Raw genomic sequence first — 21,586 nt, forward strand, 5'->3', positions numbered from 1 at the left:
GGCGTCTCTTTCGAAACTGCTCTTTGAAAAAAAGATTGACAGCATAATGTCCGCAGCGAAGAGCCCCATAAGTTAAGTTGATTGAACCTTTTCTGCCTTTTGGCAGATAGAAGTATTTTTTTCTATGGAGGGTTTGATCTTGGCTCAGAACGAACGCTGGCGGCGTGGATTAGGCATGCAAGTCGAGCGAGGACTTCCCCTTCGGGGGAAAGAGCCGAGCGGCAAAAGGGTGAGTAATACACAGATAACCTGCCTCTGGAAGGGGGATAGCGGAGCCCGCAAGGGACTTGCCGAAAGGTCCGATAATACCCCATAATGTCACTGGCCGCATGACCGGTGACTAAACGTGTCCACTTCGGTGGGTTGCGTCCGGAGAGGGGTCTGTGTCCCATCAGCTAGTTGGTAAGGTAACGGCTTACCAAGGCTTTGACGGGTAGCCGGCCTGAGAGGGTGGTCGGCCACATTGGGACTGAGACACTGCCCAAACTCCTACGGGAGGCTGCAGTCGAGGATATTTCGCAATGCCCGCAAGGGTGACGAAGCGACGCCGCGTGGGGGAAGAAGGCCTTCGGGTTGTAAACCTCTGTCAGGAGCCAGGAAATGCAGGGTGTCAATAGCATCCTGTTTGACTACAGCTCCAGAGGAAGCCATGGCTAACTCTGTGCCAGCAGCCGCGGTAATACAGAGATGGCAAGCGTTGTTCGGAATCATTGGGCGTAAAGCGCACGTAGGCGGCCTTGTAAGTCGGTTGTGAAATCCCCTGGCTCACCCAGGGAACTGCATTCGAAACTGCGAGGCTTGAGGACAGGAGGGGAGAGTGGAACTTCTGGTGGAGCGGTGAAATGCGTAGATATCAGAAGGAACACCGGTGGCGAAAGCGACTCTCTGGCCTGTATCTGACGCTGAGGTGCGAAAGCTAGGGGAGCAAACGGGATTAGATACCCCGGTAGTCCTAGCCGTAAACGATGGGCACTAAGTAGGGGGGGGGCGACCCTTCCCTGCCGTAGCTAACGCATTAAGTGCCCCGCCTGGGGAGTACGGCCGCAAGGCTAAAACTCAAAAGAATTGACGGGGGCTCGCACAAGCGGTGGAGCATGTGGCTTAATTCGATGCAACGCGAAGAACCTTACCGGGGCTTGACATGGTAGAAGTAGGAGCCTGAAAGGGTAACCAACGGTATCCAGTCCGTAACTATCACAGGTGCTGCATGGCTGTCGTCAGCTCGTGCCGTGAGGTGTCGGGTTAAGTCCTCTAACGAGCGAAACCCTTGTCTCTAGTTGCCATCGGGTCATGCCGGGAACTCTAGAGAGACTGCCGTCGTAAAGACGGAGGAAGGTGGGGACGACGTCAAGTCATCATGGCCCTTATGCCCCGGGCTGCACACGTGCTACAATGGCCGGTACAAAGGGATGCGAAGCCGCGAGGTGTAGCGAAACCCAAAAAACCGGCCTCAGTTCGGATCGGAGGCTGAAACTCGCCTCCGTGAAGTTGGAATCGCTAGTAATCGCGGATCAGCTACGCCGCGGTGAATATGTTCCCGAGCCTTGTACACACCGCCCGTCAAGCCACCCAAGCAGGGTGTACCAGAAATCGCTGACCCAACCCGCAAGGGAGGGAGGCGCTGAAGGTACGTCCCGTGAGGAGGACTAAGTCGTAACAAGGTAGCCGTAGGAGAACCTGCGGCTGGATCACCTCCTTTCTAAGGACGACGTAAAAGGGGCTCTTCCTCGGCATTATGCTGTTTAATCTTTGCAGGTGGCTATCGACCCAATTATGAGCCACGGCGCGCACATAATTGGGCCTATAGCTCAGCTGGTTAGAGCGTTCCCCTGATAAGGGAAAGGTCAGTGGTTCGACTCCACTTAGGCCCACCAGAGCTCCCTTAAAGGGGATGTAGCTCAACTGGGAGAGCGCGGCCCTTGCACGGCCGAGGTTAGCGGTTCGATCCCGCTCATCTCCACCAAGAATTTAGATTATAATTGCTCTTTGACAACTTAGAATAGCGGAAAAGGTGGCAAGTACACCATATAGCTTTTGGGTAGCTAAGCTACTAAGGGTTCATGGTGGATGTCTTGGTGCCAAGAGCCGATGAAGGACGCAGCAGGTTGCGATAAGCTTCGGGTAGCTGCCAAGCAAGCTTTGACCCGGAGATCTCCGAATGGGGCAACCCATCTGGGGTAATACCCAGGTATTGGTACCTGAATACATAGGGTATCAAGGGCAACGGAGGGAAGTGAAACATCTCAGTACCTCCAGGAAAGGAAAGAAAAATCTACTCCCTCAGTAGCGGCGAGCGAACGGGGACAAGCCTAAACCCGGCATGTGTAAAAGCCCTTGTGCGTTGCATGTCGGGGGTCGTGGGAATCGATTGGGTGGCGACAGGGAGCCGCCCGGGGAGTTACAAAGGTCAGCGTTAGCCAAACAGGCAGGAAAGCCTGGCCACAGCGGGTGATAGCCCCGTAGGCGAAAATTCTGACTCTCCCTCGTCGGTATCCCAAGTAACGCGGGCCACGAGAAAGCCTGTGTGAATTCGGGAGGACCACCTCCTAAGGCTAAGTACTCCTTGGCAACCGATAGCGAACAAGTAGCGTGAGCGAAAGATGAAAAGAACCCCTGTTAGGGGAGTGAAATAGAACCTGAAACCATGTACCTACAAGCGGTGGGAGCACTATGGTGCGCCTTCGGGTGCACAACGTGTGACCGCGTACCTTTTGTATAATGGACCGGCGAGTTGCTGTGTACTGCTTGGTTAAGTGTTATCAGACACGAAGCCGTAGCGAAAGCGAGTGTTAATAGCGCGTCTTGGTAGTGCGCAGCAGACACGAAACCGGGTGATCTACCCTTGGCCAGAATGAAGCGGATGTAAAAGTCCGTGGAGGTTCGAACCCGTCTACGTTGAAAAGTGGTGGGATGAGCTGAGGGTAGGGGCAAAAGACTAATCAAACCCGGTGATAGCTTGTTCTCCTCGAAATAGCTTTAGGGCTAGCCTCACGTGTTTCCGGATAGGGGTAGAGCACTGAATGGACTCTGGGGCCCACCAGGCTACCAGGTCCAATCAAACTCCGAATACTATCCGTCCAAGCGTGGGAGTCAGACCCTGGGGATAAACTCCTAGGTCAAGAGGGAAACAGCCCAGACCGTCGGCTAAGGCCCCCAAAACAGTCTAAGTGAAAAAGGAAGTGAGAGTGCTAAGACAGCTAGGATGTTGGCTTAGAAGCAGCCATCATTTAAAAAGTGCGTAATAGCTTACTAGCCGAGTGCTTTCGCGCCAAAAATGAACGGGACTTAAGTCTGTTGCCGAAGCTGCGGATCCGCCTCTGGCGGATGGTAGAGGAGCGTTCTACGATAGGCTGAAGGGAGACCGTGAGGACTCCTGGACGATGTAGAAGTGAGAATGTCGGTACGAGTAGCGATAATATGAGTGAGAATCTCATTCGCCGAAAGCCTAAGGTTTCCTGGGGAAGGTAAATCCGCCCAGGGTTAGTCGGGACCTAAGTCGAGGCCGAAAGGCGTAGACGATGGACAACGGGTCAACATTCCCGTACCACCACTAGGACGCTTGAGCATGGGGGGACGGAGACAGGAAGGTTAGCAGGCCTAATAGACATGGTCTGTCTAAGCCCGAGATGCCGTTCCAGGAAAATCCGGAACGCCAAGGCATCAAAGGCGAATGCGTGGGCCTTGAGCCCGTAAGTAACCGGTACTGTCTTCCAAGAAAAGCCTCGTTTGCGAGTCCTGGCGGTGTCCGTACTAAAACTGACACAGGTAGGCGAGGTGAATATCCAAAGGCGCTCGAGAGAACCCTTGTTAAGGAATTCGGCAAAATTGCCCCGTAACTTCGGGAAAAGGGGCACCCGCTTTCGAGCGGGTCACAGCAAAGAGGCCCGGGCGACTGTTTACTAAAAACACAAGTCTGTGCAAAGACCAAAAGTCGAAGTATACAGACTGACGCGTGCTCGATGCCAGAAAGTTAAGGGAATGGGTTAGTCCGCTTCGGTGGACGAAGCTCTGAACTGAAGCTCTGGTGAATGGCGGCTCTAACTATGAGAGTCCTAAGGTAGCGAAGTTCCTTGTCGGGTAAATTCCGACGTGCATGAAACGCGTAACGACTTGGGCGCTGTCTCAACAAGGGACTCGGCGAAACTGTAGTCGTGGTGAAGATGCCACGTACCCGCGGCAAGACGGAAAGACCCCGTGAACCTTTACTGTAACCTACTATTGAGTTTTGGCATGATATGTGTAGGATAGGTGGGAGACTTTGAAGTCCGCTCGCTAGGGCGGATGGAGTCATCCTTGAAATACCACTCTTATTATGTTAGGACCCTAACCTGGTGCCGTGAATCCGGGCCGGGAACAGTGGTAGGCGGGCAGTTTGACTGGGGCGGTCTCCTCCTAAAAGGTAACGGAGGAGCCCAAAGGCCTCCTCAGTGCGGTTGGTAACCGCATGTAGAGTGTAAGGGCATAAGGAGGCTTAACTGCGAGACATATATGTCGAGCAGGTGTGAAAGCAGGGCCTAGTGATCCGGTGGTTGCGTGTGGAAGCGCCATCGCTCAACAGATAAAAGGTACTCCGGGGATAACAGGCTGATCTTCCCCGAGCGTTCATAGCGGCGGGAAGGTTTGGCACCTCGATGTCGGCTCATCGCATCCTGGGGCTGAAGAAGGTCCCAAGGGTTCTGGAGTTCACAGATTAAAGCGGTACGTGAGCTGGGTTTAGACCGTCGTGAGACAGGTCGGTCCCTATCTGCCGTGGGCGTTCGATACTTGAGGAGAGCTGTCCCTAGTACGAGAGGACCGGGATGGACGAACCGCTGGTGTACCAGTTGTCGCGCTAGCGGCACAGCTGGGTAGCTAAGTTCGGAAGGGATAAACGCTGAAAGCATCTAAGCGTGAAGCCCCCTCCAAGATTAGGTATCGCATCCCCTTGAGGGAGAAAGACACCTTGTAGACTACGAGGTTGATAGGCCAGGTGTGTAAGTGCAGTAATGTACTTAGCTAACTGGTACTAATTTGTCGAGGAGCTTGGTTGCCCGTTTTTTTGCTTGTGGTGTGCCCAGAAACCTTTTCCACTATTCTGTTGTCTTCAAGCTCTTTTTCGGTAGCTATAGCAAGAGTGAAACACCCGTTCCCATTCCGCACACGGCAGTTAAGCCTCTTGCGCCGATGGTACTGGCAGACAAGCCGGGAGAGTAGGTCACTGCCGAAATTATCTATATAAGTAACCCGTCCGGCAAACGGACGGGTTTTTTATTACCGAATTCTCATTACCAGAAAACGACCGTGACAGACAAGGACACGCAGGCAGAAGAACAGTTGTTCAAGGAGTACCTCGCCGCTAAAGGCCTTAAATACACCCCCGAAAGACAGACCATCTTCAGGCGGGCGTTCACAACGCACAAACACTTTGAGGCGGAGGATCTGTTGCTAAGCCTCAGACAGAACCACCAGCGCGTCTCCAAGGCCACCATCTACCGCACACTCGCCCTGCTTGTAAGAAGCGGACACCTCCGGGAGGTAATCTTTGGAGAAAAACATTCCCACTACGAACACGTCCACGCAAACGAACACCACGACCACATGATATGCTCCGGCTGCGGCAAGATAATCGAGTTCACGGATGAAGCACTCGAGCGCCTGCAGGACAAGGTCTGCGTAAGGCACAAGTTCAAGCCTGAATCCCACCGCATGCAAATACACGGCCTGTGCAAAGACTGCCACAAGGCAAACACAACGTCCTAGCCAGACCCGCCCGAACATTCAACAGAGACAGGCCGGTGTCCAACACAAAAGGGTTGCGGAAACACCGGAAACAAAAAAGTCTATAAAAGACGAGATTTTTCCCTTTAAATAAGGCTGCAGAAATAGTAGATATACAGTTTATTTATTGCATTCCCACTGGTTTGTTTCGTGTTACCTGACCAAAATAGCAGGAGGAAATAAAAGTTGCTGGCCTTAGACCTCTTAATGGAAGGAATCTTGTTGCTGGCGTCCATCTTGTCGTTAATCTTTCTGTCCCGCGCCAGAAAGGCGTTAACGCTGAAGTCCGTCGGCCGTGCACGCTTTTTCCTTCTCCTGTTTATGGGCCTGATATTGGTAGAGAATGGGCTCGGTATATATTTCGGCTTCAGACGTGGACACGACACCATTACGCTTGAGGCCCTGATCCTGGCCCTGGCCAGCACGGCCATATTTTATTCGGGCAAGGCCCGGCATGAACGGCCCAGAGAGAACCTGGGTGTGGCGGTCGTCTGTATAGCCTGGACGGTCATGTCCAACGCGCTCGAAGTCATCCTCGGATTCTTCTTGAGGGCGTAAGAAGGCTCGCTTTTCTACGGCATATCCCTGCCCTTTGCCAGATACGTTTACCACCTGTTTGTCCCCTTCTCATCGTATTATAAACCCTTGTGGTTTATGGGGTTTTCGTTGTAAACACAACAAGACTTCATTCAAGTCGGTGATTACCATGACCCTTTCTATGGGTTTCCAGTACGGAGGGGGGGGTCGGGCACGGCTACCAGGTAGAAGGGGGTAAGTATCTTTACCCCGTTATCGCCCCGGCATTGATAATCATCGGCTGCATGATGCTCGGGGGTGCCAGAAGGATCGAATGGGACGAATCCAGTGAGGCCATACCGTCTTTTCTTACCATAAGCATAATACCCTACAGTATGAGCATCACCGGGGGAAGGGCTTGAGGTCCACTGGGTCTTTCACGTCATCTCAGCGGCCTTCGTAGCGAGATACGTGTTGCTGGGACAACGGTCTCGTTAACTACTCGCGGCCTACGGCCCATTAACAGTTAAAACAGACCGTTAAAGCACCTGCGGCCGTTATCCCCGTCCCTTCTTAAAATCATGATGACAGGTGTCGCAGGCCTCCCTTACCTTGAAGGATTGCTCCAGCACGGCGTCAGTATTCCCCTCGTCAGCCGCTTCGCTCAGGGCATGCATCCGGCGGTGCAGGGTCTGTCTCAACCTCTCGAACTCCCGCTGATCTACCTTTGACAGGGTTGACTGTGAAAGGTCTAGATTACAAATAAAATGTGAGGCCTCGTCCAATTCATGCGTTATCTTGATTGTCGCTGGGATGTCGTCTTTCAGTACGGCTTCTTCGAGTTCATCCAGGCCCTCCTGCAGGATCTCCATGGTATCCTTGACCTTCTCTTCACTTTTCTTGGATTTGTATATCTCCTCACCAGATGCAGGGATGCTTATGCAGAGCGTAGACAAAACAAACACACCGGTTAGGAAAAAAGGATAAAATCTCCCCATATACGACACCTCCATTAATAACTCAGTCACTGGTAAATAATCATGTTATAAGACGTATAGTCCCATATTTCCATAATTTGCCTACCCTGTCAACATATTTTAGAAAAACGAAATGCCGCCTTATGTTGCGCGTCTATACCGCGTCATGGATGGTATTTTTCTTGCTAAAATACTGAATTTATAGTACATATTAGAAAACAGGTGTTTAAACATTTGCTGGCTTGGAGGTTCGAGATGTCCAGGGTTTGCAACGTATGTGGAAAAGGCACAACAACCGGCTATGCCTACGCGCGCCGCGGCCTGGCCAAGAAAAAGGGTGGTGTCGGGCGTAAGATAACAGGCAAAACCAAGAGAACATATCTAGCCAATCTGCAGCCAATCAAGGCTAGACTCAATAACGGAACCATAACCAGGATAAAGATTTGTACCAGATGCCTCAAGGCGGGAAAGGTGGTCAAGGTGGTCTAGCGTAATGAGCCCCTGCCAGACAATAAGGACAGTCTCCCTGCGCACTGCCTGTGGCCAGTTGACCAGGTACAGACAGGAGATTATCCAAAGAGCACTTGGTCAGCTGGAAATAACGGGGTTTAAGTATGGCTTAGAGTTCTCTGACTTTGACGTCCTGGTGTTTCCCGTGGGTTTCGACATCTCTGGGAAACCCAGACCGTTTTACAACCTCAGCCTCCTGTCAGATGACGTCTTTGAACTTGACGATGCACGCCTTGACTGTCTGCTTTTGCACGAATACCTCCACTGCCTCATTTCCTGGCGGGCCTTCCACAACCCTTACAATGACAACCCTGAAATGTACCGCCTTGTCAGGGAATTCGTAACCGACTGGAAGACAGAGGACAGGGAACTCAACTTTTCCCTGGAATACATCGACGAGATAAAAAACAGCGTCTATTTCATATTGCGGGACAGGCCCTGGGCGGCGTGGGGCGTCGGGGGAAGCCGCTGTACCAGAGGCGTAGTTACTCATTCGATAAACAGGTACTGCAGGCTGGCGGCCGAGAAGCTGGACAAGGAAGGACTTCCATTTTTCCAGCACATGGGGAAGTCTGTCTTCCATGAGAGGGTAGGCTTTTCCACCCTAGACGACGCCAGGCTCTTTATGGCATTCTTGTGTTTTGAGTATGGAGAATTTCTGGTTGAGGAGCTCAGGGCCGCAAACCGAAACAGATTTGGCCGCGATATCGCCGATTATGAGGAAGGTCTGTGTATATACCTTTCGACCGCTATGCTGGACATACCGCTGGATGAATTCGTGAGGATATGCCATCAGGACAAGTCTGAACTGATGGCCGCACATGCCCTTGAAGAAAAGTACGGCCACGAGTCTCTCGACGTCATAGGCCGGCTTAAGGAAGGCGTCCCGGTGGAAAGCATTTTTTAGGAGGAGACTTTCCGTGTCCCTTATCGACAAAAAGACCATTGACCATGTAGCCCTCCTGGCCAGACTGGAACTCAGTGAGGAGGAGAGGGAGATACTTACCACCCAGCTCGAAGACATATTAAAATACATAGAGAAACTCAAGGAGTTAGACACGTCGCAGGTAGAACCCATGGCCTATGCCGCCACCACAAAGAACGTCTTCCGTGAGGACGAGATAAGACCGTCTATAGATGTGGAGGATGCCCTGAAAAACGCACCCTCCAGGGCAGAAGATTTTTTTAAGGTGCCAAAGGTGATAGACTGAACCCTTACATCTTAAAGTTTACCACAAGATAAACAGGCCGTATGGAACAGGGGGGCACAATAACGTGCCCCCGTTTTCAAGACATATGAATACATCGACCATACATGAGCTTACCGCCTTTGAATTAAGAGAAAAGTTCACCTCTGGCGAGCTTACGTCACAGGAGGCGACAGAAGGGGTCTTCCGCCAGATAGAAGAAAAAGACCCCGTCATAAGCGCCTACCTGAGTCTTGACAGGGAAGGCGCCGTTGAGAGGGCCAGAGAATTGGATGCCCGGATGCAGAGGGGCGAAAAACCGGGACTTCTCGCGGGAATACCCGTCGCCGTAAAGGACAACTTATGCACTAAAGGCCTGCGGACCACCTGTGCGTCCAAGATATTGGGCAATTTTGTCCCTCCGTATGATGCCCACGTGACGGAGAGGTTAAAGGCGGAGGGGGCCGTCATCGTTGGCAAGACAAATCTCGACGAATTTGCCATGGGCTCTTCGACAGAGAATTCCAGTTTTAATCCGACGAAAAACCCCTGGGACGTGAGCCGCAGTCCGGGAGGCTCCAGTGGCGGCTCGGCCGCGGCCGTCGCCGCCGGAATGGCCTGTATGGCGCTTGGCAGCGACACTGGCGGCTCCGTAAGGCAGCCCGCGAGCCTCTGCGGTGTGGTAGGCATGAAACCGACCTACGGCAGGGTGTCACGGTACGGCCTGGTAGCCTTCGGGTCGTCACTCGACCAGATTGGGCCCCTCACAAGAGACGTCAGGGACGCGGCACTGCTGCTACAGGTGATAGCGGGGCACGATGAGAGGGACTCTACCAGCGCTGATATGCCTGTGCCGGACTATTTGTCAGCCCTTGAAGACCGCATAGACGGCGTCCGCATAGGAATTCCGAAGGAATATTTCGCCGAGGGACTGGACGACGAGGTACGGCAGGCCGTGGAAGGGGCCGTCAAGACCTACAAGGGCCTTGATGCCAGCGTGATCGAGGTCTCTCTGCCACACACGCCATATGCGGTGGCCGTCTACTACATAATCGCCACGGCCGAGGCCAGTTCCAACCTCGCCCGGTACGACGGTGTCCGCTACGGGTACAGGACGGCGTCATCAGACGGAACCATTAGCATGTACAGTCGTTCCAGGGCCGAGGGTTTTGGCAGTGAGGTAAAGCGCAGGATTATGCTCGGAACGTACGCACTAAGCTCCGGCTATTACGACGCCTACTACCTGAAGGCGTCTAAGGTGAGAAACCTCATCAGACAAGACTTCCTGTCGGTCTTTGAAAAGGTAGACGTCATTTTATGTCCAACGTCGCCGACGCCCGCATTCAGGCTCGGGGAACGCCTTGAGAGCCCGCTGGAGATGTATCTCTCCGACGTGTTCACGATCCCGGCAAATCTGGCAGGGATACCCGGGATATCTATACCGTGCGGTTTTACGCGAAACAACCTTCCCATCGGGTTACAGCTAATGGGAAAACACTTCGATGAGACAACACTTCTGAGGGTCGCCCGCGCCTTTGAGAGAGAAACCGATTACCACCGGAAAAGGGCCGGAAGGGACTGCCTATGAAGATATTGATAATATCTGACATACACGCGAACATCCAGGCGCTATCTGCCGTTCGGGACAACGAAAAGGGGGTCGACAAGATATTCTGTCTGGGCGACCTGGTGAACTACGGGCCCAACCCTAAGGAGGCCATCGAAACAGTACGAAAAATCTCCGAGAAGATAGTAAGAGGAAACCACGATGACGCGGTAAGCGGGTTGCGTGACGATTGCTGTTGCCCGCCGGAGTACAGTGAACTGGCCGAGCCGGGAAAGGAGTATACACGAGGGGTTCTGGATGAAGCAGAAAAGCAGTTCTTGAGAGACCTCCCACTTGTGGAAGAGGTACAGGTAGACGGTTTCAAGTTCCTGCTGGCCCACGGCTCACCGGGGGGAAACAACTGCACCTTCCTCCCGCCGGACACGTCCGAGAAGGTCATGGCCAGGGAGCTTGAAGGGGTAGATGCCGACTTTGTGTTTATTGGCCATACCCATATGCCGATGCAGATGAAGGTCGGCAAGACGGTCGTCGTTAATCCGGGGAGCGTGGGCTTCCCCAGCGGCAACATCCCCAAGGCCGCTTACGCAGTATGGGAAGACGGCAACATAGAGTTCAAGAAGGTAGATTACGACATTAGCGAGACCGTCAAGGCCCTTAAGGGGACGGCCTTGCAGTTTCAACATATAGAGGTCATTTCCGAGAAACTGAAACATGGAAAGTTTTAAACTCTCATAAAAATGTAGCGTGGCAGCTTGTCTGCCACGTGTACTAAATATTTGGGAACTTCATACTAAACTGATAAATGAAATACGAAATAGTCATCGGCCTTGAGACACACGCAGAGCTGGCGACGGCGTCAAAGCTCTGGTGCGGGTGTTCCACCACCTTTGGCACGCCGCCCAATACCCAGGTCTGCCCCGTGTGCCTTGGTATGCCCGGCGTCCTCCCCGTACTGAACAAAAAGGCCCTGGAATACAGCCTCAGGGCCGCCCTGGCGCTTAACTGCGGGATAAACCTCTTCAGCATGTTCGATCGAAAAAACTATTACTACCCCGACCTGCCGAAAAACTATCAGATATCACAAAACCATCTCAATCTCGGTCTGAACGGGTTCGTCGATATAAGGACGAATGAAGGGATGAAGAAGATCAGCATCAACAACGTGCACCTGGAAGAAGAGGCCGGTAAGCTCATCCACCCGGAAGACCCTTCGGCTGATTACAGTCTGGTGGATTTCAACCGTGCCGGAGTTCCACTCCTTGAGATAGTCACCAACCCGGACATGCGAGACCTTAAAGAGGTCGAGCAGTTCATGCAGACTCTGAGGAATATCCTGCTGTACAACGAGGTCTCCGACTGCAAGATGCAGGAGGGCTCTCTCAGGTTCGAGGCCTCGATATCACTGAGGCCCGTGGGTCAGGAGAAATTGGGCCGCAGGGTGGAGATGAAGAACCTTAACTCTATGAAGGCCGTGCTGAAGGCCCTGGAATATGAAACAGGCAGGCAGACAGAAGTCCTGGACTCAGGAAAAGAGGTAGACATGGAGACCCGGCTGTGGGATGAGGTAAAGGGTCGCACCGGGAGGATGCGCTCCAAGGAAGAGGCCCACGACTACAGATATTTCCCTGAGCCCGACCTGGTGCCGATGGCCATCGAAGAACGCTGGCTCAATAAGCTAAGGTCCGCGCTTCCTGAGCTCCCGATAAACAGGAGAAACCGGTTTGTGGAGGAATATTCCCTTTCAGATTATGACGCGGGGGTCCTCACGGAAGACAAGGCGGTGGCAGATTATTTTGAACGGAGCGTAGGACTCCATGCCACTCCCAAACCCCTGTGTAACTGGATAACAAACGACGTGCTCAGGGAGCTTAAGGAAAGGAAAGTCGAGATAAAAGACTTTAAGGTCTGTCCCGAGTCTCTGGTAGGACTGGTAAAGATGGTTGAGGAGGGGGCCGTCAGCATGCCCGTTGCCCGGGAAGTATTTGTAAGTATGGCTGACACGGGCAAGGAAGCCGCCGAGTTGGTAAAGGAGAAAGGGCTCCTCCAGATAAGCGACAAAGGAGAGCTGGAAGAACTCGTTTCAAAGATTCTGGATGAAAACCCGGCGGCAGTTAGTGATTTCAAAAAAGGTAAAAAGACGGCACTAGGCTTTCTTGTCGGCCAGATAATGCGCCAGTCCAAGGGCAAGGCAAACCCCAAAGTCGCTAACGAACTCCTCACGCAAAAACTTAAGGCATACTAAACCCTGCCTACCAGGACATCACTTCGCACACGCCATAACTAACTTATAGAAATTGTTTGGGCACAAGACGGGAAACCGGGACTATACGTCACAAGGACCGACGGTCTTTCTCTTGTTCGCCTTCGTCCTTTCGATGGCGCTATCCAGAAGACATTCAACCTTACAGCTCAGCGCCGCAATCAGTTCCCCGGACGTCATACACCCATTGCTTTTTATATATTCCTTTACCTTGCTGCCTACTACCAAAATCTCCCCTGAACCACTTTTTTTAGCCATTTTCGTCTCCTTTGGGAAGGATAAGTTGAGTTTATAAAAGATAACACTATAATGAATCCGGCAATCAATGCCCCACACGATGCTATACAGAGGTTCTGGGCGATAATATCACAAGGTGTTTAAATGTCAATAGGCTTGATAGAAAAACTTTCTGACCGTACATTACTTGGTACTCCATGAACGTAGACCTCAGAAAAGCACTTGTCTCCAGGACTAGACGGCTGGTTGTAAAGGTCGGCACCGGCGTAATTACCACAAAGGACGGACTTCTGGACACGGCCCAGGTCTCAAGCATATCCAAGCAGATAGTGGGCCTGAAGCGACGCGGCTACGAGGTTGCCCTTGTAAGTTCCGGTGCCGTGGGTGCGGGGATGGGCGAACTCGGCATGCGCAGGAGACCGTCTACACTGCCGGAACTACAGGCGGCAGCAGCCGTTGGCCAGGGCAAACTGACCGGGGCCTACGACGACTGTTTTAAGGCCGAGGGATATCATGCCGCCCAGGTCCTGCTCACCAGAGAAGACCTGGAGGAACGCCACCGGTATTTAAACACCTGTAACACAATCAACGCCCTGTTCGGTTTTAAGGTCGTACCCGTAATCAACGAAAACGACACCGTCTCGGTGGAAGAAATCAGCTTTAGCGACAACGACATCCTCTCCGCCCTGGTGACCAATCTCTTGAGGGCGGAGCTGCTGGTAATGCTCTCATCCGTGGACGGACTCTACAAAAAACCCGGTAAGGGTGCGGAGTTTGTGCCCGTGGTGGAGGAGATTACCGGCGACGTGGAACGGCTCGCGTCCGGGTCCATGACGCATCTCGGTATGGGCGGCATGGAAAGCAAACTCAAGGCCGCGCGCATAGCGACCAATTCCGGAGAGGCCGTTATCATCGCAAACGGCAGGACACCCGACGTCCTGACGAGGATAATCGACGGTGAGGAATTGGGTACACTGTTTCTCCCCGCCCGCAAGAGGCTCAAGAGCCGCAAACGCTGGATAGGTTTTACGCTGAGGCCCAAGGGTAGGATATACATTGACGAAGGCGCCTTCGCCGCCCTCTCAAAGAGGGGCAAGAGCCTCCTGGCCTCAGGGATAACCGACGTGGACGGGGGGTTTGACAGGGGAGACGTGGTTTCTATATCCACCGCAGGTGATAAGGCCGAGTTCGCCAGGGGCCTTACAAATTATTCTTCAACAGAGCTCATGAAGATAAAGGGGCAGTCCAGCTCCTCGATAAAGAAGACCCTGGGCAGCAAACCCTACGACGAGGTGGTGCACAGGGACAACATGGTGCTAATCCAGTGATCTAGAGCTTCCCAAGGAGTATCAGCCCCCCTATGCCTATAAAGATAACGGCGGCGCCGTTGCGAATATATTTTGTGGGCACTGCCTGCGCGATCTCCGCCCCGATGGTTACGCCTATCAGAGTCACTATCGTCATGGCCAGGACCGCGCCGATGAAGACCGTCACCGGTTTACCGGTCTGACTGGCCATAAATATTGCCGCTATCTGTGTTTTGTCACCAAATTCCGCGGCGAAAATAGCACCGAACGTGCCGACAAGAACCTTCAAATCGATGTCCATTAGCGTTCTCCTTAGCTCATTATCCCGACTTTAATAATTCCAAGAATTTCCCTACATGAAATCAGTCTAATATCATGTGTCATTCTGAGTTTTTTGAGCGAAGAATCTTGTATGTGGCGTGGCAGCTTGCTGCCACGTTTAACGTTGGAGCAAGCTCCAACGCTACATTCCTTGATTGTTCTACTCCCTCAGAATGACAATTGTAAAAAATCTTTCATAGGGAACACATGATGTATTACCGTCTAATCCTCTTTTACTATGGCCTTTTTCACCAGTTCATCGTACAGATACCGAAGCTCCTCCGAGCCAAGTATATAGGCGGTAACCAGAAACGCCACCACCGAGGCGGAAAGTGGCGCAAAGAGCCGCAACGCCTTTAACGAAAAATCCCCGTGGTGTTCAGGCAACATGTCCAACACAATAATACATGCAACCACCATGACGGCTGAGGCAAGCATGGTCCGCCCAACCGACGCCATTACCCCCTCCAGACCCTTTATCTTTAGCCTTTTTCTCAGGATAACAAAAAGTACCGTCGCCTGTGTCATGGCGGAAATGGCCGTTGCAAACGCCAGACCCCCCTCCTTCAAGAACCAGATCAGGGTAAGGTTCAGAGTCAGATTAAGAACCACCATACTGGCCCCCACCTTCACCGGGGTCTTCGTGTCCTGTATCGAATAGAACGCCCTTATAAGGATGTGAAGGGAGCAAAACGCCCATATCCCTGTTGCATAGAAGAAGACTACTGAGGTCGTACGGAGTGCGGACTCCTCTGTAAAGGCGTGCCTCACAAAAAAGAGCTCTATGAGCGGCCCGCCCAGCACCATAAGCCCGAGAGACGCCGGTACACTGATAAATATCACTATCTGCAGCACCTTCCGCAGGGTGGTGGAAAATGCCTCCCAGTCGTTCCTGACCGCATATGTTGAAATGGTGGGAAACATCGCGGTAGCCATGGCAATGCCCACAAGCGCCAGCGGAAATTCTATTATGCGGTCTCCATAATAGAGCACCGACGCCGCCCCGCTATGAAGGGGGTATTCGTAGACATTTCCCAAGAACGAAAACGTGTCGTGTCCTCCCGGCGACGAGGAAAATCCGATGGCAATCAGGCTGTCCAACAGGACGTTCACCTGCACAATGGCCAGACCAAAGACCACGGGACCTATCAGCCCTGTAATCTTCCTCAGCCCCGGATGAGAGGGCTCAAGGATGGGGCTTACGACGTCCCCCTCCTTTCTGAGCACCAGGAGCTGTACACCGTATTGTAAAACGCCGGCTATTAGAATAGCCAGCGCCACACCGAAGATCTTCTCTTCCTGGGTGTCTCCCATCATGGGCGCGAGGAAGAGGAGGCCCGCTATCCAGCATACATTCAGAATGACCGGAGAGAGGGCTGGCATGAGGAAGTGCCGGAGGCAATTAAGCACGGCCGATATCAGTGCCGCCAGACAGATAAGCGGCATGTAGGGAAACATTACGGCCAACAGCTCAAGCACCAGTTGCCACTTTTCACTGAGAGGTGTGAGCCTTGGGAGTATGTAGAAAACGACCTCTCCCAGGACTACCAGCAGGCCAAGGAAAAGGCCCAGTACCGTTGCGACGACGCTTACGAGTCTCCAGGACTCACGTTCATCGCGCTTCTCCAGATATTCAGTGAACACCGGCACAAAGGCCGCAGTCAATGCACCTTCGCCGAAAAGCCTGCGGAACAGGTTCGGCACACGGAAGGCAACGGAAAAGGCGTCCCAGACCATACCCGTACCGAAAACGCTGGCGCAGAGGATGTCGCGGGTTAAGCCCAGTACACGGCTTAACAATGTACAGAGGCTTATTGTGCTAGCAGACCTTATGAAAGAGTGCTTGGGCAATGTTGTCTACCGTCTTAAAGGGCTGCCTGAAGGTATTAAGCCGTCACGCATGAGGGATTATACGTTTTAACACCCTGTCTTAGGGGGGTCATCGGGTCAGCTCACGTATGAAGTGTTTCGTAACCGCCAGCACGTCTTCTTGAGCGATTATCGCCGAACAAACCGCCACGCGTGTAGCCCCTGAATCTAAGACCTGCCGGATATTGTTTGTGTTAATGCCTCCAATGGCGAAAAATGGTATATCTATTTCACTCACGATTTCTTCGATCAGTTGTGTGCCCACGGGTTCCGCCCGCGTCTTGGTGTCCGTGGGGAAGATGGGGCCAATCCCCAGGTAGTCTGCCCCGTGCGTCTGTGCCTGACGGGCCTGATGAATATTATGGGCTGAAACTCCGATAAGCCTGTCATTGCCAACCAGACGTCTGGCCTCCTCAACAGGCATGTCTTCCTGACCCAGGTGTAACCCATCCGCCTGAACTTCTATGCCGACCTCGGGGTAGTCATTTACGATAAATATAGCGCCAAGTTCCCGGGTCAGCTCCCTTATCTCCGTGGCAGCCTTGAGGATCTCTTTTCGAGGTATGTCCCCGGCCCTCAGCTGGAGGACTTCAGCGCCTCCGCGTATGGCAAGCCTTGCAGTATCAATGACTGACCCCTTGCACAAACTGGGCGTCAGCAAGACATACAGTCTTGCCTCCTCAATGGCCTTTCGCAGGTTTTTCCCGTCCTTCGTAACTCGCAAGATTTATCATTATCATAATATAGTCCTGCCTTCAAGGTTTTTATCTAAAGCGTTTATACACCATGTAATAGAGAATTATTTCCCGTTTTTACCACCAACACGGAAGCTATTGACTGACAAGGCAAGAATGTTATAATTGAGTTGTCTATGAAGAGCGCAGGCAAGACCTTCATGCACAGGGCATACCTGTTTAACCCTATCCTGTTATTGACCGATTGGCGGAGGGGCAGCAATTATTCTCTTTCGGGGATGGCCGTTCAGTGACTGAGTTAAAACACGAATGTGGACTCTTTGGTGCGTACGGGTGCCTTGACGCCACGGAGAAGGTCTACTTTGGCCTTTATTCCCTCCAACATCGCGGTGAGGAAAGTGCCGGTATCGCTTCTACCGATGGCCGGAGTATAATCTCACACAGGGGAATGGGGCTGGTCTCTACCGTCTTCACGGCGCAGAAGCTTAAGAGCCTGAGAAACCCCGCCGCCATCGGACACGTCCGTTACTCCACCATAGGCGGGAGCGAGTTACGTAACGCCCAACCCTTTGTGGCTGAATACTCAAAGGGACAGGTGGCGATTGCACACAATGGCCAGCTGGTCAATACAAAGGAACTCAGGGCCTCCCTCGAACGAATCGGCGCAGTGTTTCAGACACAGACCACCAGCGATAGCGAGGTGATTCTCCACCTCATGGCAAAACCAGAATACCGCGACAACCTCTCCGGTCTGCTCAGCGACCTCAAGGGCGCCTTTTCCCTCTTAATTCTTACGCCCGGTGAGATGATCGCCGCCAGAGACGCGAATGGTTTCAGGCCCCTGTGCATTGGTAAACTGAACGACGGCTACGCCGTGGCCTCAGAGAGTTGTGCCCTTGAACAGATTGGGGCACAATATCTTAGAGAAGTCTCCCCCGGAGAGGTCATTTATATCGACAAGAATGGTCTGCGGTCAGAGACCTTCGCCCCTGCAAAACCGTCCTACTGCATCTTTGAACTGATATACTTTTCCAGACCTGACAGCATGATATACGGAGAAAATGTACACCTCTTCCGCAAGCGCTTGGGTGCCAAGCTGGCGGAGGAATGCCCCGTGGAGGCCGATATAGTGATACCCGTGCCGGAGGGAGGGAATTCCGCGGCCATGGGCTATTCCCAGGCCTCTGGAATTCCTCTGGACCGCGGCTTTGTACGTAACCACTACGTGGGACGCACTTTCATCCAGCCACACGTCGAACAGCGACATCAAAAGGTGGAAATCAAGCTTAACGCCATCTCAAACGTGGTCACGGATAAAAGGGTAATCGTGGTGGACGATTCAATAGTGCGGGGTACTACCTCCAAGAGCCGCTTAGGACTGCTGAGAAAGGCCGGCGCAAAGGAGATACACGTAAGGATTAGCTGTCCCCCGCACCGCTATCCGTGCTATTACGGGATTGATTTTCAGATCAAAAAGGAACTAATCGCGGCAGTCCGTCCCCTGGAGGAGATAACAGAGTTCCTGGAAGTGGACAGCCTGGGCTACCTCAGTATCGAGGGCCTTTTGAGCTGCACCTCCTCCCCCAAGGACTACTGTGTCGCCTGTTTTGCCGGCAAATATCCCGTACCGGCGGAAATTATCAAAAAGGCCCCTGAGGACTCGGAAGAGTGGGAAGAAAAGGCCGGCGAACACATCATTGTTGTGTAGGCTCTGCTTCGCAACATAACCCTGCTATCTCGCCTCACACACCACCAGCAAGGTCCAGCCATGCCCCCAATATATTATAAAGACGCAGGGGTAAACATAGCCGCCAAGGAGAAATTCACCGGGGACATACACAAAGACATGCGAAAGACCTTCGGCCCGAGGGTCATTGAAAGCCCCGGCGGCTTTGGCGGACTCTTCAGCCTGCACTATGAAAACCGCCTGTTCAAAAAATACCGCAACCCCGTACTGGTAGCCTCGACCGACGGTGTCGGCACGAAACTCAAGGTGGCCTTTATGATGGACAAGCATGACACGGTCGGCATAGACCTGGTGGCTATGTGCGTGAACGACATCCTGACCATGGGCGCAGACCCCCTCTTCTTCCTCGACTACGTGGGCGCCGGGAAGGTCGACCCCTCCAGGCTGCATGAGGTCATAAGGGGCATTGTGGCCGGGTGCAGGGAGGCTGATTGCGCCCTGCTCGGGGGCGAGACGGCCGAGATGCCCGACTTTTATCGTGATGACGAATACGACCTTGCCGGGTTTGCCGTAGGGGTTAAAGAAAAGAAAGACCTCATAATGGGCAAGGCCATCACACCGGGAGACGTCGTGGTGGGCCTTTATTCAAGCGGGTTACACAGCAACGGGTTCTCACTCGTAAGAAAGGTTTTTTTCCAGAAACACAAATGGTCCGTCAGCAAGAAGGTCGAAGAACTCGGCGCCACGCTGGGAGAAGAGCTGCTGAGACCCACGAAGATATACGTCAGGGCCATGAAGAAGATACTGGGGCACTACAAGATAAAACACGTGATAAAAGGGGCCGCTCATATCACAGGTGGGGGTTTTCAGGGAAACATACCGCGCATACTGCCTGCCGGTACCTCCGTCAGGATAGAAAAGAAACTCTGGACACCCCAACCCATATTCACACTGGTCAAAACACTTGGAGACGTACCGGAAGACGAGATGTTCCGTGTGTTCAATATGGGCATAGGCATGGTAGTTATCGTGAAGGCTTATTACGAAGACTCGATAATACGTCAGCTCCGTTCGGCCGGGCAGGATGCCGCCGTTATAGGAAAGGTGGTAAGGGGCAAACGCCGGGTCGAGTTGGTGTAACACAGCGTGTAATAATTGTCAACATGTGGGGTGCGTCTTGACACACAAGCCCGTGTTCCCGCATATTGCAAGCATCTCGTTAACCAACGATTGAAGTGGAAATTGGACAAAGAAAACCCGAACAATCAGCCGGAATGGCAATAAGGGTATTTACTACTCCGGTCCCTGTTTAAGATAGGTCCTGACGGCGTCCTCGAACTTCATCGGCTTCAGTTCAAAGTCCCTTTTCATCTCTTTTATGTCACCCACGTTGTCACTCTGCATCATAATAAGCTGTTCACGGGTAATCATGGGTTTTTCACTGACTTTTTCCATCAGGTAGGCCATGGGCCACGCACTCTTCAGCGGCAGGTGGAGCTTTTTCTTCCGTGTACCCATCACCTTGAATATGGTGTCCAGTATCTCATCCATGGTTAACTGTTCCGGCCCGCCCAGCTCATAAGTTTTGTTTACTATTTTTTCACTGGCCGCGGCCTTCGCAAAGCAGTGTGCCACGTCTTCCACATAGACGGGCTGCATCTTCACCTTCCCCGATCCGATGACGTAAAAGATGGGCAGGTACCGGGTCTGCCTGACTATCTGGGCGAACATGTTTACAAACTCGTCGTCCTTGCCGCATATTATAGACGGCCGGAATATTACGTACGGTATACCGCTTGAGCGGACGGCCTCCTCGCCCGACCATTTGGTGGTGTGGTAGCGGCTGGCCGCGTCGGCCCCGGCACCCATTGCACTCATGTGAACAAACTTCTTTACCCCGGCCTTTCTTGCGGCATTCACCACGTTGGCCGTGCCCTCCACGTGTATCCTCTCAAACGTCACCTCAGGGGGCTTCTCAACGATGATGCCCACAATATGAACGACCTTCTCCACGCCCTTCATCGCCTTCTCAAGTGTCCCCGGGGACGTTATGTCCCCCTCCACGAATTCTACGCCCAGACCTTTCAGCACTTGCCGGCGTGACTGCTTTCGTGCCAGACACCTTACCTTTTCCTTCCCTTCTTCGACCAGCTTCCTTACGACATTACGTCCGACAAAGCCCGTACCGCCCGTTACCAATATCATGTTCCACCCTCCATATTTGCCACAGCCACAGTAGGTACCGCAGGGTCGTGCCAGAGGCAGGACCACCCTCCGTTATCAGTATTATTTCTTGCTCCTTGCCTCCACTATAGCGATGGCCTCAATCTCCACGCCCACATCCTTCGGCAGCCTTGACACCTCAACAGTCGAGCGTGCGGGCCTGGAGTCCTTGAAAAACCCGGCGTACACCTCATTAACCGCGCCATAGTCCTCCTCTATACTCTCCAGGAATATGGTGGTCTTTACTACGTTCTCCAGCGACAAGCCGGCGGCCTCCAGTATTCCCTTGATGTTTTCCAGCACGCGGCGTGTCTGGGCCCGGATGTCGCCCTCTATAACGTCACCCGTGGCAGGGTCGATGGGTATCTGGCCGGAAACGAACACCAGTGAGCCCGCACGCACACCCTGAGAATAAGGGCCTATGGCCTGTGGCGCGTCTGTAGTAGAAACCACTTCCTTATCCATGCATGACC

The 21,586-nt window shown here is 52.9% G+C and carries 18 protein-coding genes, 2 tRNA genes and 3 rRNA genes; 16 read left to right on the forward strand and 7 right to left on the reverse strand.

What is annotated here, in order from left to right:
- The first annotated feature begins 121 nt into the window (after nucleotides 1-121).
- From NOU37_07080 to NOU37_07110, 7 genes are all read left to right on the forward strand, one after another.
- Nucleotides 122-1,699: ribosomal RNA gene (locus NOU37_07080) — 16S ribosomal RNA — on the forward strand.
- A 98-nt stretch (nucleotides 1,700-1,797) separates the two neighbouring features.
- Nucleotides 1,798-1,874 (forward strand) — tRNA-Ile (locus NOU37_07085).
- Between the two features lie 13 nt (nucleotides 1,875-1,887).
- A tRNA-Ala gene (locus tag NOU37_07090) sits at nucleotides 1,888-1,963 on the forward strand.
- A 77-nt stretch (nucleotides 1,964-2,040) separates the two neighbouring features.
- A 23S ribosomal RNA gene (locus NOU37_07095) occupies nucleotides 2,041-5,030 on the forward strand.
- Nucleotides 5,031-5,094: 64 nt separating this feature from the next.
- A 5S ribosomal RNA gene (rrf, locus tag NOU37_07100) occupies nucleotides 5,095-5,206 on the forward strand.
- Together the 16S, 23S and 5S rRNA genes with 2 tRNA genes alongside form the textbook arrangement of a ribosomal RNA operon.
- Nucleotides 5,207-5,280: 74 nt before the next feature.
- Nucleotides 5,281-5,739 carry a transcriptional repressor gene (locus NOU37_07105; GenBank protein ID MCQ4574993.1) on the forward strand — a complete coding sequence of 153 codons (459 nt, stop codon included), beginning with the start codon at nucleotides 5,281-5,283 and terminating at the stop codon, nucleotides 5,737-5,739.
- A gap of 204 nt (nucleotides 5,740-5,943) precedes the next feature.
- A complete protein-coding gene (locus NOU37_07110) occupies nucleotides 5,944-6,315 on the forward strand; it encodes a hypothetical protein (GenBank protein ID MCQ4574994.1) in 372 nt (123 codons plus the stop codon).
- 515 nt (nucleotides 6,316-6,830) lie between these two features.
- On the opposite strand, the gene NOU37_07115 is transcribed toward NOU37_07110, so the two are convergent.
- Nucleotides 6,831-7,271 (reverse strand): cytochrome c, encoded by a 441-nt coding sequence (locus NOU37_07115; GenBank protein ID MCQ4574995.1) that lies wholly within the window; start codon nucleotides 7,269-7,271, stop codon nucleotides 6,831-6,833.
- 234 nt (nucleotides 7,272-7,505) lie between these two features.
- On the opposite strand from NOU37_07115, the gene rpmB reads away from it, so the two are divergent.
- The 6 genes from rpmB to gatB all read left to right on the forward strand — a co-directional run bounded on the left by rpmB (nucleotide 7,506) and on the right by gatB (nucleotide 12,756).
- Nucleotides 7,506-7,739 (forward strand): 50S ribosomal protein L28, encoded by a 234-nt coding sequence (gene rpmB / locus NOU37_07120; protein ID MCQ4574996.1) that lies wholly within the window; start codon nucleotides 7,506-7,508, stop codon nucleotides 7,737-7,739.
- A gap of 4 nt (nucleotides 7,740-7,743) precedes the next feature.
- Nucleotides 7,744-8,667: a hypothetical protein gene (locus NOU37_07125; protein ID MCQ4574997.1), complete on the forward strand. Its 924-nt coding sequence runs from the start codon at nucleotides 7,744-7,746 to the stop codon at nucleotides 8,665-8,667.
- Nucleotides 8,668-8,680: 13 nt separating this feature from the next.
- A complete protein-coding gene (gene gatC, locus NOU37_07130; GenBank protein ID MCQ4574998.1) occupies nucleotides 8,681-8,971 on the forward strand; it encodes an Asp-tRNA(Asn)/Glu-tRNA(Gln) amidotransferase subunit GatC in 291 nt (96 codons plus the stop codon).
- A gap of 85 nt (nucleotides 8,972-9,056) precedes the next feature.
- Nucleotides 9,057-10,535 (forward strand): Asp-tRNA(Asn)/Glu-tRNA(Gln) amidotransferase subunit GatA, encoded by a 1,479-nt coding sequence (gene gatA, locus NOU37_07135; GenBank protein MCQ4574999.1) that lies wholly within the window; start codon nucleotides 9,057-9,059, stop codon nucleotides 10,533-10,535.
- Nucleotides 10,532-11,239, forward strand: coding sequence for a metallophosphatase family protein (locus NOU37_07140; protein ID MCQ4575000.1), 708 nt, complete (start codon nucleotides 10,532-10,534; stop codon nucleotides 11,237-11,239). The genes gatA and NOU37_07140 overlap by 4 nt, the downstream gene beginning before the upstream one ends.
- A gap of 77 nt (nucleotides 11,240-11,316) precedes the next feature.
- Nucleotides 11,317-12,756: an Asp-tRNA(Asn)/Glu-tRNA(Gln) amidotransferase subunit GatB gene (gatB, locus tag NOU37_07145; protein ID MCQ4575001.1), complete on the forward strand. Its 1,440-nt coding sequence runs from the start codon at nucleotides 11,317-11,319 to the stop codon at nucleotides 12,754-12,756.
- Between the two features lie 81 nt (nucleotides 12,757-12,837).
- Here gatB and NOU37_07150 read toward each other — a convergent pair whose 3' ends face one another.
- Complete coding sequence (locus tag NOU37_07150; protein MCQ4575002.1) at nucleotides 12,838-13,032, reverse strand: hypothetical protein; 195 nt, start codon at nucleotides 13,030-13,032, stop codon at nucleotides 12,838-12,840.
- A 176-nt stretch (nucleotides 13,033-13,208) separates the two neighbouring features.
- On the opposite strand from NOU37_07150, the gene proB reads away from it, so the two are divergent.
- The gene (proB, locus tag NOU37_07155; GenBank protein MCQ4575003.1) at nucleotides 13,209-14,339 is read left to right on the forward strand and encodes a glutamate 5-kinase; all 1,131 of its coding nucleotides are present in this window, start codon (nucleotides 13,209-13,211) and stop codon (nucleotides 14,337-14,339) included.
- 1 nt (nucleotide 14,340) lies between these two features.
- Here proB and NOU37_07160 read toward each other — a convergent pair whose 3' ends face one another.
- From NOU37_07160 to thiE, 3 genes are all read right to left on the reverse strand, one after another.
- The gene (locus tag NOU37_07160; GenBank protein ID MCQ4575004.1) at nucleotides 14,341-14,619 is read right to left on the reverse strand and encodes a TMEM165/GDT1 family protein; all 279 of its coding nucleotides are present in this window, start codon (nucleotides 14,617-14,619) and stop codon (nucleotides 14,341-14,343) included.
- A gap of 242 nt (nucleotides 14,620-14,861) precedes the next feature.
- Nucleotides 14,862-16,490 carry a murein biosynthesis integral membrane protein MurJ gene (murJ, locus tag NOU37_07165; GenBank protein ID MCQ4575005.1) on the reverse strand — a complete coding sequence of 543 codons (1,629 nt, stop codon included), beginning with the start codon at nucleotides 16,488-16,490 and terminating at the stop codon, nucleotides 14,862-14,864.
- A gap of 88 nt (nucleotides 16,491-16,578) precedes the next feature.
- Entirely contained in the window at nucleotides 16,579-17,232 is a 654-nt protein-coding gene (gene thiE / locus NOU37_07170; protein MCQ4575006.1) for a thiamine phosphate synthase, read from the reverse strand.
- 260 nt (nucleotides 17,233-17,492) lie between these two features.
- On the opposite strand from thiE, the gene purF reads away from it, so the two are divergent.
- A complete protein-coding gene (purF, locus tag NOU37_07175) occupies nucleotides 17,493-18,911 on the forward strand; it encodes an amidophosphoribosyltransferase (GenBank protein ID MCQ4575007.1) in 1,419 nt (472 codons plus the stop codon).
- Nucleotides 18,912-18,971: 60 nt separating this feature from the next.
- A complete protein-coding gene (gene purM, locus NOU37_07180) occupies nucleotides 18,972-20,030 on the forward strand; it encodes a phosphoribosylformylglycinamidine cyclo-ligase (protein MCQ4575008.1) in 1,059 nt (352 codons plus the stop codon).
- A gap of 153 nt (nucleotides 20,031-20,183) precedes the next feature.
- On the opposite strand, the gene NOU37_07185 is transcribed toward purM, so the two are convergent.
- On the reverse strand, nucleotides 20,184-21,095 hold the full coding sequence (locus NOU37_07185; GenBank protein ID MCQ4575009.1) for a complex I NDUFA9 subunit family protein: 912 nt from the start codon (nucleotides 21,093-21,095) through the stop codon (nucleotides 20,184-20,186).
- An 81-nt stretch (nucleotides 21,096-21,176) separates the two neighbouring features.
- On the reverse strand, nucleotides 21,177-21,578 hold the full coding sequence (locus tag NOU37_07190) for a RidA family protein (protein MCQ4575010.1): 402 nt from the start codon (nucleotides 21,576-21,578) through the stop codon (nucleotides 21,177-21,179).
- Nucleotides 21,579-21,586 lie beyond the last annotated feature (8 nt).

The organism is Candidatus Bathyanammoxibius amoris (genome assembly GCA_024451685.1).
GTDB classification, from domain to species: domain Bacteria; phylum Planctomycetota; class Brocadiia; order Brocadiales; family Bathyanammoxibiaceae; genus Bathyanammoxibius; species Bathyanammoxibius amoris.

Coding starts and splice junctions, on each gene's coding strand:
- NOU37_07115 (MCQ4574995.1), bottom strand. CDS start 7,271: ATGGGGAGATTTTATCCTTTTTTCCTAACCGGTGTGTTTGTTTTGTCT.
- rpmB (MCQ4574996.1), top strand. CDS start 7,506: ATGTCCAGGGTTTGCAACGTATGTGGAAAAGGCACAACAACCGGCTAT.
- NOU37_07125 (MCQ4574997.1), top strand. CDS start 7,744: ATGAGCCCCTGCCAGACAATAAGGACAGTCTCCCTGCGCACTGCCTGT.
- gatA (MCQ4574999.1), top strand. CDS start 9,057: ATGAATACATCGACCATACATGAGCTTACCGCCTTTGAATTAAGAGAA.
- NOU37_07140 (MCQ4575000.1), top strand. CDS start 10,532: ATGAAGATATTGATAATATCTGACATACACGCGAACATCCAGGCGCTA.
- gatB (MCQ4575001.1), top strand. CDS start 11,317: ATGAAATACGAAATAGTCATCGGCCTTGAGACACACGCAGAGCTGGCG.
- NOU37_07150 (MCQ4575002.1), bottom strand. CDS start 13,032: ATGGCTAAAAAAAGTGGTTCAGGGGAGATTTTGGTAGTAGGCAGCAAG.
- proB (MCQ4575003.1), top strand. CDS start 13,209: ATGAACGTAGACCTCAGAAAAGCACTTGTCTCCAGGACTAGACGGCTG.
- NOU37_07160 (MCQ4575004.1), bottom strand. CDS start 14,619: ATGGACATCGATTTGAAGGTTCTTGTCGGCACGTTCGGTGCTATTTTC.
- purM (MCQ4575008.1), top strand. CDS start 18,972: ATGCCCCCAATATATTATAAAGACGCAGGGGTAAACATAGCCGCCAAG.
- NOU37_07185 (MCQ4575009.1), bottom strand. CDS start 21,095: ATGATATTGGTAACGGGCGGTACGGGCTTTGTCGGACGTAATGTCGTA.
- NOU37_07190 (MCQ4575010.1), bottom strand. CDS start 21,578: ATGGATAAGGAAGTGGTTTCTACTACAGACGCGCCACAGGCCATAGGC.